Origin of the sequence: Streptococcus sp. 2579 (assembly GCF_013277195.1) — a bacterium.
In the GTDB taxonomy this organism is placed as follows: Bacteria; Bacillota; Bacilli; order Lactobacillales; family Streptococcaceae; genus Streptococcus.
This window is the reverse complement of sequence record NZ_VMMM01000003.1, coordinates 245,536-257,628: the sequence shown is the minus strand read 5'-3', so window position 1 is coordinate 257,628 and position 12,093 is coordinate 245,536. Positions and strand designations below refer to the sequence as shown.

At 39.6% G+C, this 12,093-nt stretch carries 7 protein-coding genes and 1 pseudogene; all 8 read left to right on the top strand.

Translation table 11 applies throughout. The features are described 5' to 3' along the window. Nucleotides 1-483: 483 nt before the first annotated feature. Nucleotides 484-687: pseudogene (locus tag HT725_RS02105) on the top strand (hypothetical protein); the annotation flags it as partial. A gap of 27 nt (nucleotides 688-714) precedes the next feature. After that, nucleotides 715-1,131 carry a hypothetical protein gene (locus tag HT725_RS02100; protein ID WP_173252971.1) on the top strand — a complete coding sequence of 139 codons (417 nt, stop codon included), beginning with the start codon at nucleotides 715-717 and terminating at the stop codon, nucleotides 1,129-1,131. Between the two features lie 228 nt (nucleotides 1,132-1,359). Further along, nucleotides 1,360-2,067: a thiol-disulfide oxidoreductase-associated membrane protein CcdA2 gene (gene ccdA2, locus HT725_RS02095; protein ID WP_173252967.1), complete on the top strand. Its 708-nt coding sequence runs from the start codon at nucleotides 1,360-1,362 to the stop codon at nucleotides 2,065-2,067. 10 nt (nucleotides 2,068-2,077) lie between these two features. Further along, nucleotides 2,078-2,635, top strand: coding sequence for a thiol-disulfide oxidoreductase-associated lipoprotein SdbB (sdbB, locus tag HT725_RS02090; protein ID WP_173252966.1), 558 nt, complete (start codon nucleotides 2,078-2,080; stop codon nucleotides 2,633-2,635). A gap of 120 nt (nucleotides 2,636-2,755) precedes the next feature. Then, nucleotides 2,756-4,147: an amino acid permease gene (locus tag HT725_RS02085; RefSeq protein ID WP_173252965.1), complete on the top strand. Its 1,392-nt coding sequence runs from the start codon at nucleotides 2,756-2,758 to the stop codon at nucleotides 4,145-4,147. Between the two features lie 142 nt (nucleotides 4,148-4,289). Continuing rightward, nucleotides 4,290-5,207 (top strand): zinc-binding lipoprotein AdcAII, encoded by a 918-nt coding sequence (adcAII, locus tag HT725_RS02080; protein ID WP_173252964.1) that lies wholly within the window; start codon nucleotides 4,290-4,292, stop codon nucleotides 5,205-5,207. Between the two features lie 7 nt (nucleotides 5,208-5,214). Further along, nucleotides 5,215-8,307, top strand: a complete 3,093-nt coding sequence (locus HT725_RS02075) for a pneumococcal-type histidine triad protein (RefSeq protein WP_173252963.1) — start codon at nucleotides 5,215-5,217, stop codon at nucleotides 8,305-8,307. A gap of 210 nt (nucleotides 8,308-8,517) precedes the next feature. Beyond that, nucleotides 8,518-12,021, top strand: a complete 3,504-nt coding sequence (locus HT725_RS02070; RefSeq protein WP_173252962.1) for a pneumococcal-type histidine triad protein — start codon at nucleotides 8,518-8,520, stop codon at nucleotides 12,019-12,021. Nucleotides 12,022-12,093: the final 72 nt, after the last annotated feature.

Sequence of the window (12,093 nt, the reverse complement as noted above, 5' to 3'; positions counted from 1 at the left end):
AAAGAAGCAACACCTGAAAAACCAACAGTTGCCTCTAGCGAAGCGAATGCCAATGTAACGGTAACACCAAGTGCGAATGCAGACCATGTAGAAATTAGCATTGGAAGCGACAAAGTTGTAGCTACGAAATCAGGGTCAAGCTGGAGCCTAACACCAACAAAATCAGGTGTCAGCATTGATGGAGTAAGTGGTGTTGTTACAATTTCCCATAATGCGGCTAGTGCAGGAACTCAAGTAAGTGCGACAGCTAAACATGGTAATAGTGAAGTTAGTGCTTCTTCAACACCAGTCAGCTTACCAGCTAGACGATATTATCCAATTCCTGATTCATATAACGCAACACCTCAACCTTCTACTCCTACTCAGCCAGACCAAGGAGGCACAGAGACTACAACAGCTCCACAACCGTCTCAACCAACTGCTCCGGGTCAACCTGTAAGTCCTGCTCCAGCTCCAAGTTCAGCTCCGACTCAAGCTCCTAGAGTAGCAGCAAGTCCTTCAGCTAGCTCAACGAGCACGCAAGCTCCAGCTCAAGAGCAAGTTGATAAGTCTGAACTTCGTGCCTTGAGTCAAGAGTTAGACCAACGCTTGAAAGCTTTGGCAACAGTATCTGATCCGAAAATCGATGCAGCCAAGGCGGTTCTCCTAAATGCTCAAAAAGCTCTGGAAGATAGTGCCTTGACTGAGCAAGGTCTGCGTACTGCAGTAGAGTCTGTGAAGGCTGCCTTGGACTCTCTCAAAGATGTGAAAGCAAATGCTAGCGACAGCAAGCCTGCACAGGACAAGAAAGATGCCAAACAAGGAACGGAAGATAGTAAAGATTCAGATAAGATGACTGAAACAAACTCAGTTCCAGCAGGAGTGATTGTGGTCAGTCTACTCGCCCTTCTAGGCGTGATTGCCTTCTGGTTGGTTCGTCGTAAGAAAGAGTCAGAAATCCAGCAATTAAGCACGGAATTGACAAAAGTTCTTGGACAGCTAGATGCAGAAAAAGCGGATAAAAAAGTCCTTGCCAAAGCCCAAAAACTTCTCCAAGAAACCCTTGATTTCGTGAAAGAAGAAAATGGCTCAGCAGAGACAGAAGCTAAACTAGTAGAGGAGCTTAAAGCAATCCTTGCCAAACTCAAGTAAAACATGATTTATGAAATGTCAGACCTAAAAGACATTTCCGTTCACAAAAGCAGCGACGAGTAACCCTTGTCGTTGCTTTTTGGCTATTTTGGGGACAAGATCCGCCTTGACTAGCAAAAGAAAAGATTGGTCAATAGTAGCCGATACGATTTTGCGTAGCAGAAAGCATACAAATTAAATTGAATATAGTAAAATAGGATTAGAAATCTTAAGAAAGTTGGTTCTTTATTGGAAACGCTAGTATTTTCAATCTCCGTTTTTTTAGCAGGGGTCTTGTCCTTCTTTTCTCCCTGTATTTTTCCACTTCTGCCAGTCTATGCTGGAATTTTATTGGATGATCAAGAAAGTGCAAAAAGCTTCTCCCTGTTTGGAAGAAAAGTCGCTTGGTCAGGTCTGATTCGAACTCTTTGCTTTATCGCAGGTATCTCTCTCATTTTCTTTATTCTAGGATTTGGTGCTGGTTACTTTGGTCATATTCTCTATTCCAATTGGTTTCGATATGTCATGGGAGCTATTATTATCATTTTGGGTCTTCACCAGATGGAAATTTTTCATTTTAAGAAATTAGAGGTTCAAAAAAGCTTTACTTTTAAGAAATCAGAAGCTAATCGTTATTGGTCAGCCTTTTTACTCGGTATTACTTTTAGCTTTGGTTGGACGCCTTGTATTGGTCCTGTTTTGAGTTCTGTTTTAGCACTTGCTGCTTCTGGAGGCAATGGCGCCTGGCAAGGAGCTATCTATACCTTGATTTACACTCTGGGAATGGCCCTTCCTTTCTTGGTCTTGGCTCTAGCTTCAGGTGTAGTCATGCCTTATTTTAGTAAAATCAAACGTCATATGATGCTACTGAAGAAAATTGGTGGTTTCCTCATTATTTTAATGGGAATTTTGTTAATACTAGGACAAGTAAATGTTCTAGCTGGAATTTTTGAATAAAGGAGAACAAATGAAAAAAGTAATGTTTGCTGGCTTAAGTCTCTTGTCATTAGTTGTATTGATGGCCTGTGGTGAGGAAGAGACTAAAAAAACTCAAGCCCCACAACAGCCAAAACAACAAACGACTGTACAACAAATCGCTGTTGGAAAAGAGGCTCCAGACTTCACCTTGCAATCCATGGATGGCAAAGAAGTCAAGTTATCTGATTATAAGGGTAAAAAAGTCTATTTGAAGTTTTGGGCTTCATGGTGTGGTCCATGTAAGAAAAGTATGCCAGAGTTGATGGAATTAGCTGCAAAACCAGATCGTGATTTTGAAATTCTTAGTGTCATTGCACCAGGAATTCAAGGTGAAAAAACTGTTGAGCAATTCCCACAATGGTTCCAAGATCAAGGCTATAAGGATATCCCAGTTCTTTATGATACCAAGGCAACCACCTTCCAAGCTTATCAAATTCGAAGCATTCCTACAGAATACCTAATTGATAGTCAAGGGAAGATTGGAAAGATTCAATTTGGTGTCATCAGCAACGCGGATGCAGAAGCAGCCTTTAAAGAAATGAACTAGAATCGATAAAATCTGATTACAAGATGTAGTCAGATTTTTTTAGAAAAATATTTTATAAATATTCACAAATACCCTATATTTATGGTAAAATAGAATCATCAGTTTATTTTGGAGTTAAAGATGAATATATTTAGAACAAAGAATGTAAGTTTGGATAAAACGGAGATGCACAGGCATTTGAAGTTATGGGATTTGATTTTACTAGGTATCGGTGCCATGGTAGGGACAGGCGTCTTTACAATCACAGGTACTGCAGCCGCTACGCTTGCTGGTCCAGCCCTAGTGATTTCAATCGTCATTTCTGCCTTGTGTGTGGGATTATCAGCCCTCTTTTTTGCAGAATTTGCTTCACGAGTACCTGCTACAGGTGGTGCCTACAGTTATCTCTATGCTATTTTAGGAGAATTTCCGGCTTGGTTGGCTGGCTGGTTAACCATGATGGAATTCATGACAGCTATATCTGGTGTGGCTTCGGGTTGGGCAGCTTATTTTAAAGGCTTGCTTTCTCAATACGGGATAGCTCTTCCTCAGGCATTAAATGGTACCTTTAATCCTCAAGCAGGGACATTTGTTGATTTATTGCCTATTTTTGTCTTGGTCTTGGTAACATCGCTTGTTTTACTAAATGCCAAGGCAGCCTTACGCTTTAATTCGATTCTAGTTATTTTGAAATTTTCCGCTTTAGCTCTCTTTGTTTTAGTAGGAATTTGGAATATTAAGCTTGATAATTGGAGCAATTTTGCTCCTTACGGTTTTGGACAAATCTATGGTGCTAGTACTGGTATTATGGCTGGTGCGTCCTTAATGTTCTTTGGATTTTTAGGCTTCGAATCCATCTCTATGGCTGTAGATGAGGTCAAGACTCCTCAAAAAAATATTCCTAGAGGGATTGTCTTATCTCTCTCTATCGTAACCATTCTCTATGCCTTGGTGACCCTTGTCTTAACTGGTGTGGTTCACTATAGCCATCTAAATGTTGATGATGCCGTTGCCTTTGCCCTTCGTAGCATTGGGATTAGTTGGGCAGCCAACTATGTGTCATTAGTGGCTATCTTGACCTTGATTACAGTTTGTATCTCGATGACCTATGCCCTATCGCGTATGATTTACAGTTTAGCGCGCGATGGCTTAATGCCTGCCGCCTTTAAAGAACTAACGAAGACTAGCAAGGTACCAAAGAATGCTACTATTTTAACAGGTCTAGCTTCAGCAGTAGCAGCAGGAATGTTCCCTCTTGCTAGTATCGCAGCCTTCTTAAATATTTGTACCTTAGCCTACTTGATTATGCTAGCTTACGGCCTGATTCGCTTACGGAAAGAAAAAGGCATGCCCAAAGCAGGCGAATTTAAAACACCATTGGTACCCTTATTACCGATTTTATCAATCATCATTTGTCTATCCTTCATGTTACAGTATAATATGGAAACCTGGCTTGCTTTCCTAGTTGCATTGTTGATAGGAAGTATTATTTACTTCACTTATGGTTATAAGCATTCTACCATAGAAGAATAAAGTAAAAGTCTGTTGAGTTGTTGAAACTCAGCAGATTTTTATATGTGAAAGAAATTTCAAATTTTTTCTAAAAATATCTTGACAGATTAAATTTTTAGGAGTAGAATGTTTACTAGTTAATTAAATGGTTAAGGAGTTGTTCATGAAGAAACAAAATTTATTTTTAGTCTTGTTAAGTGTTTTTCTTTTATTGCTAGGAGCCTGTAGTCAGAAGGAAAGCCAGACAGGAAAGGGGATGAAAATTGTGACCAGTTTTTATCCTATCTACGCTATGGTTAAGGAAGTATCTGGTGACTTGAATGATGTTCGGATGATTCAGTCAAGTAGTGGGATTCACTCCTTTGAACCTTCAGCGAATGACATCGCAGCCATCTATGACGCGGATGTCTTTGTTTACCATTCGCATACGCTAGAATCTTGGGCAGGAAGTTTAGATCCCAATCTAAAAAAATCTAAAGTGAAGGTTTTAGAGGCTTCTGAGGGAATGACCTTGGAACGTGTCCCTGGACTAGAGGAAGTGGAAGCAGGGGATGGAGTTGATGAAAAAACGCTCTATGACCCTCACACTTGGCTAGATCCTGAAAAAGCTGGTGAAGAAGCTCAGATTATCGCTGATAAACTTTCAGAGGTAGATAGTGAGCATAAAGAGACTTATCAAAAAAATGCGCAAGCCTTTATCAAAAAAGCTCAAGAACTAACTAAGAAATTCCAGCCTAAATTTGAAAAAGCGACTCAGAAAACATTTGTAACACAACATACAGCCTTTTCTTATCTAGCGAAGAGATTTGGACTCAATCAACTCGGTATTGCAGGTATCTCTCCTGAACAAGAACCAAGTCCACGACAACTAACAGAAATTCAGGAATTTGTTAAGACCTATAAGGTTAAAACGATTTTTACAGAAAGTAATGCTTCTTCAAAAGTAGCTGAAACTCTTGTCAAATCAACAGGTGTGGGTCTTAAAACTCTGAATCCTTTAGAGGCAGACCCACAAAATGACAAGACTTACCTAGAAAATCTTGAAGAAAATATAAGTGTTTTAGCAGAAGAATTAAAGTGAGGAAAGAATGAAAATCAATAAAAAATATGTAGCGGGTTCAGTGGCAGTCCTTGCCCTAAGTGTTTGTTCCTATGAACTTGGACGGTACCAAGCTGGTCAGGCTAAGAAAGAGTCTAATCGAGTTGCTTATATAGACGGTGATCAGGCTGGTCAAAAGGCAGAGAACTTGACACCAGATGAAGTCAGTAAGAGAGAGGGAATCAACGCCGAACAAATTGTTATCAAGATTACGGATCAAGGTTATGTGACCTCTCATGGAGACCATTATCATTACTATAATGGCAAGGTTCCTTATGATGCCATCATCAGTGAAGAACTGCTGATGAAAGATCCGAATTATCAGTTGAAGGATTCAGACATTGTCAATGAAATCAAGGGTGGCTATGTCATTAAGGTAAACGGTAAATACTATGTTTACCTTAAAGATGCGGCCCATGCGGACAATATTCGGACAAAAGAAGAGATTAAACGTCAGAAGCAGGAACACAGTCATAATCATAATGCAAGCACAGATAATGCTGTTGCTGTAGCCAGAGCCCAAGGACGCTATACAACGGATGATGGTTATATCTTCAATGCCTCTGATATTATAGAAGATACAGGTGATGCCTATATCGTTCCTCATGGTAATCACTTCCACTATATTCCTAAGAGTGACTTGTCTGCTAGTGAATTAGCTGCAGCCCAAGCCTTCTTATCTGGAAAAGGTGGCCAATTAAGTACGGTTGCATATCGTTCCAGCAGATCTGAAACAAGATCTAGTGTGAGAACGAGTCCATCTGAGACACCTCAAAATTCTGCAACAGATTCTGAAAGTCAAAGTGAGGATTTAGCTAGTCTCCTTCAAGAATTGTATGCTTTGCCACTTAGCCAACGTCATGTGGAGTCTGATGGATTGGTATTTGACCCAGCACAGATTATAAAACGTACTGCAAATGGGGTGGCAGTTCCTCACGGGGATCATTTCCATTTCATTCCTTATTCGCAAATGTCTGCTTTGGAAGAAAAATTGGCTCTAAATCTACCAATTGGAGGTCAGCCAGTTCAAAAGCATTCTGATAATACGAAACCAAGCAGTACAGATAAACTAAGTTCAACCATTAAACCAAACTTTAATCTCAATACGCAAGCACCGAATCGAGCAACTGGAGGCGCCTATACAACGGATGATGGGTATGTCTTTAGTCCGACAGATGTGATTGAAGATACAGGAGACGCTTTTATTGTACCGCATGGCAATCATTTCCACTATATACCAAAAGGCGCTTTGTCTGCAGGAGAATTGGCTGCAGCCCAAGCCTATTGGAATGGGAAGCAGGGGTCTCGTCCTTCTTCAAGTTTTAGTCATAATGCAAATCCAGCTCAACCAAGCTTGTCAGAGAACCACAATCTAACTGTCACTCCAACTTATCATCAGAATCAAGGGGAAGATATTTCAAGCCTTTTACGTGAATTGTATGCCAAACCTTTGTCAGAACGACATGTGGAATCGGATGGCTTGGTATTCGACCCAGCACAAATAACAGATCGTACAGCAAATGGTGTTGCTGTGCCTCACGGAAATCATTATCACTTTATCCCTTATTCACAAATGTCTGATTTAGAGCAGAAGATTGCAAGAATGATTCTGTTAAAAGGGCAAAATGGTGCAGTCGTGCCAGGAATGCATTATTTGAAACCAGCACCAAAACCGCAAGCTCAACCGTCAACTGAGAAAAAACAAACTAATTTTGCAGTAGAACAGGTTGTTAGAAAAGTTGGAAAAGGATATGTTGTGGAAATTGCTGGTGTCAGTCACTATGTTTTTGCTAAAGACTTGGCTAAGGATAAGATTGATGCTATTGAAAATCTCTTGTCTAAGAAAACTCAAGAGACACATGCTCTAGTTGCGAAGAAAGAAAACGTCTCTTCTCGTGACAAAGAATTTTATGATAAAGCTTATAATCTGTTAACCCAGGCTCATAAAGCCTTGTCTGAAAATAAGGGGCGTGCTGTTGATTTCCAAGCCTTAGACAAATTAGCAGAACGCTTGAATAATGAATCTTCTAATAATAAAGTAAAATTGGTAGATGATTTATTGGCATTTCTAGCACCAATTACCCACCCAGAACGCCTTGGCAAACCAAATGCTCAAATTGCCTATACAAACGATGAAATTAAATTAGCGAAATTAGCAGGTAAATATACAACCTCAGATGGCTACATTTTTGACGAACATGATATTGAAAGTGATGCAGGAAATGCCTACGTCACTCCACACTTGAACCATAGCCACTGGATTAAAAAAGACAGCTTATCTGAAGCTGAAAGGGCAGCAGCTCAGGCTTATGCTAAAGAAAAAGGCTTACAAGCTCCAAATTCTACTGAAGGAAAACCAGAGGCAACAGGGACAGAAGCTATCTATAACCGCGTAAAAGCTGAGAACAAGGTACCATTAGAAAAAATACCAAATCATTTACAGTATACTGTAGCTGTACAGAATGGTTACTTTATCATTCCTCACTTTGATCACTATCATAATCTTAAGTTTGCATGGTTTGACGAAGGACTCTATAAGGCACCTGAGGGTTATACCTTAGAAGATTTATTTGCGACTGTAAAATACTACGTTGAACATCCGGACCAACGTCCTCATTCAGATAATGGTTGGGGTAATGCTAGCGACCATGTTCGTAAAAATAAGGCAGGCCAAGACGGTAAACCTGATGAAAATAAGGAACATGATGAAGTAAGTGAGCCAACTCGCCCTGAATCTGATGAAGAAGAGAATCACGCAGCTTTAAATCCTTCAGCAGATAATCTTTATAAACCGAGCACTGATGAAGACGAGACAGAGGAAGAAGCTGAAGATACTACAGAAGAGCCAGAAGTCCATCAAGTAGAGACTGAAAAAGTGGAAGCCAAACTCAAAGAAGTAGAAGCTCTACTTGATACAGTAACCGATGCTAGTTTGAAAGCTACTGCGACTGAAACCCTGGCTAGTTTACGAGGTAACTTGAGCCTGCAAACCATGGATAATAATGGAATCATGGCAGAAGCAGAAAAATTACTTGCTTTGTTAAAAGGTAGTGAGTCAATTGAGACGAAGCCAGAAGCATAAGTTTATCCTATTAAATCGATATAATGTAAGAGTCAGTAGTAATACTGGCTTTTATTTTTTTAAATGATATAAAAATCTTGACAGATAAACTTAAAAAAGGTAAACTATTTACTGGTTAATTAAATGGTTAAATAACCAGTTTAGAAAAAATGTTTAACCGAGAAAAAGAAGTTAAGAAAAAGCTTCATCATTTATTGAAATGAGGGATTTATGAAATTCAGTAAAAAGTATATAGCAGCTGGATCAGCTGTTATCGTATCCTTGAGTCTATGTGCATATGCACTAAACCAGCATCGTTCGCAGGAAAATAAGGACAATAATCGTGTCTCTTATGTGGATGGCAGTCAGTCAAGTCAGAAAACTGAAAACTTGACACCAGACCAGGTTAGCCAAAAAGAAGGAATTCAGGCTGAGCAAATTGTCATTAAGATTACAGATCAGGGCTATGTAACGTCACACGGTGATCACTATCATTACTATAATGGGAAAGTTCCTTATGATGCCCTCTTTAGTGAAGAACTTTTGATGAAGGACCCAAACTATCAACTTAAAGACGCTGATATTGTCAATGAGGTCAAGGGTGGTTATATCATCAAGATCGATGGAAAATATTATGTCTACCTGAAAGATGCAGCTCATGCTGATAATATTCGAACCAAAGATGAAATCAATCGTCAAAAACAAGAACATGTCAAAGATAATGAGAAGGTCAGCTCAGATGTCGCTGTAGCAAGGTCTCAGGGACGTTATACGACAGATGATGGTTATGTCTTTAATCCAGCTGATATTATCGAAGATACGGGTGATGCTTATATCGTTCCTCACGGAGGTCACTATCACTACATTCCAAAAAGTGATTTGTCTGCTAGTGAATTAGCAGCAGCAAAAGCTTATTTAGCTGGGAAAAATACGCAACCGAGCCAGTTAAGCTATTCTTCAACAGCTAGTGACAATAACACGCAATCTGTAGCACAAGGCTCAACTAGCAAGCCAGCAAATAAAGCTGAAAATCTCCAGAGTCTATTGAAAGAACTCTATGATTTACCTAGCGACCAACGTTACAGTGAATCAGATGGCTTGGTCTTTGACCCTGCTAAGATTATCAGTCGTACACCAAATGGAGTTGCGATTCCACATGGCGACCATTATCACTTTATTCCTTACAGCAAACTCTCTCCTTTAGAAGAAAAGATTGCTAGAATGGTGCCTATCGGTGGAACTGGTTCTACGGTCTCTACAAATGAAAAACCTCATGAAGCAGCGTCTAGTCTAGGAAGTCTTTCAAGTAGTCCATCTACTTTGAATCATGCCTCATTACTTACAAATAAGCCTATCTCTTCAACATCTGATGGTTATATCTTTAATCCTAAAGATATTGTCGAGGAAACAGCAACAGCTTATATTGTAAGACATGGTGATCATTTCCATTACATTCCAAAATCGACCGTAATTGGGCAACCGACTCTTCCAAACAATGGTCTAGTAGCACCTTCGCCGTCTCTTGCAGCCAATCCTAGTGTTTCACATGAGGAACATGAAGAAGGTGGACACGGCTTTGATGCCAATCGTATTATTGCTGAAGATGAGCAAGGCTTTATTATGAGTCATGGTAACCACAATCATTATTTCTTCAAGAAGGACTTGTCAGCAGAGCAAATTAAGGCAGCGCAAGACCACTTGAAAGGGGCAAATACAGCTACACCAAATCCAGCTCATGATGACGATCACGATGGCGATGAGCATGACCACCATCATGGTGAAGATCACGATCACGGTTTTGATGCCGATCGTGTCATTAGTGAGGATGATCAAGGATTTGTCATGAGTCACGGAGACCACAATCATTACTTCTTCAAGAAGGACTTGACACCAGAACAAATTAAGGAAGCTCAGGATCATTTGAAAACACATCATGATGCAGAGCCTGTTCAACCACTTGCAAAATCTGTTGAATCATTCTCTAAAGATGCTAGTGATGAAGAAAAAATAGCTTATATTTCTAAGACCTATGGGGTTCCACTTGAAGCTATTAGAATTTCAAAAGGTTTCTTTGTATTTAATAATCCTGACCAAGCCTACGATCCAACTCATATCCATCCCTATGCTGTTCGTAAGGAACACGTTCGACTTCCACTCCAAACTGGAAATCCTGAACTTGATTTCCTAAATGAACTTTATACGACTGCCTTACGTGATCGCGTATCACCTTATCGTTTGCAGGTTGAAAACGGCAGTTTTGTGATCCCTCATGGAGACCACAATCACTACATCAAGGTTCAAACTAAGGGCTATGAAGTAGCCTTGAAAAACAAGATTCCAGCCCTGAAATCCAACTATCAGCCTGGGGCCTTTGATGAGAAAACAGTTTTAGCAAAAGTAGATCAACTTCTTGCTGAAAGTCGAAACGTCTATAAAGACGATCCAATCAAACAAAGACAGATTGAGTTAGCCTTAGGACAGTTTACTGAAAATATGAAGAAACTAGCAACTAACTCTACAGCAGGTTATCTTGCGACACTTGATCTCTTTGATAAGCAATATATCCATATTGATGAAAGTGTCAAACCTGTTGAAACAAGTGCTTTAGATAAGAAATATCAATCCTTGATTGATAAAATCAATACGCTAGATACAGACACTTATGGACTTCCTAAGAAAGACCTTCTCGTTCGACTCCAGGAAGCTAAGTTGGCTAAAGATGAGGCTGGTTTAGCAGCGGTTGAATCACAACTTCAAGCTCTTCAAGACTTTAATGATCGTACTGGCGATACAACAGTGGAATATATCAAGTACTTCTATGAGAATGTAAATGATGGTCGTTTAAGTGATGAGCTTCGTAATAAAGTAGCTAATTTGACTTTTACTTTATATCAATCCCAATCCTTCCGTAAGGCTGTGGACTTGAATAAACTGTTCCCAAGCATTTATCAAACAAAACAAGAAGTAGAAGAGGCTTTGAAAAATCAGCCAGCTTCTACAAAAGTAAATGAAACAGTTCTAGATAAAGAAACAGTTGATAACCAATCTGCTAAGCAAGCGATTTATGAATTTTTGAAAGATCTTTATCCTGATCTTAAAAAAGAAGAGCATGTCAATCATGTTAGCAAGGAAGAAGTAGAAAGCCTCTTGAGCAAGGCAAATCAACTCTTGGAGCAAATCCAAGAAGAAGGAATCAGACAATCCTTGGCAGAAGAAGTAGAAAATCTCAAAGCTGCCACAAACAAGGCTGATGCAGACTTGGATGAAGTAAATAGCCAGGTAAAAGATGTCTTGACTCGTATCGCTAGCGCCCTTCAACAAGAGAAGGAAAATGCTGAACAAGATCCTCAGACACTTGTACTCTATCAAAAACTCTACGATATTCTCATATCGCTTCACTCTTATTTAGAAAGTAATAATGGTTCTGATGATGACTTTGATAAAGTGGATGCATTACTAGATCAACTTTCTGCTAAGAGTAAAGACAAAGCAGCTTTACTTGAATTGACAAAAGCTATTCTAGTTTTGAATCACCAAATCCAGTCAAAAGCTAGCGCAAGTGAAGAAACAAGTCCAGCAAGAAATGCTGAAGCAAATGGTGATAAGACAAGTACCGAAACAGAAACATCAACAGCTACGGAATCTAACAGTGAAACTGCTAGCGACGAAAACAAACCGAGCAACGCAAGAGATTCTAAACCTGCTGAATCAACTTCAGAAAATGAAACAGCATAATCTGCAACAAGTACTGGAAACTAAGAAAAACCAGCAGAATAAAAAGAAAGGCGAAGTAGCTGAGCTACCTCG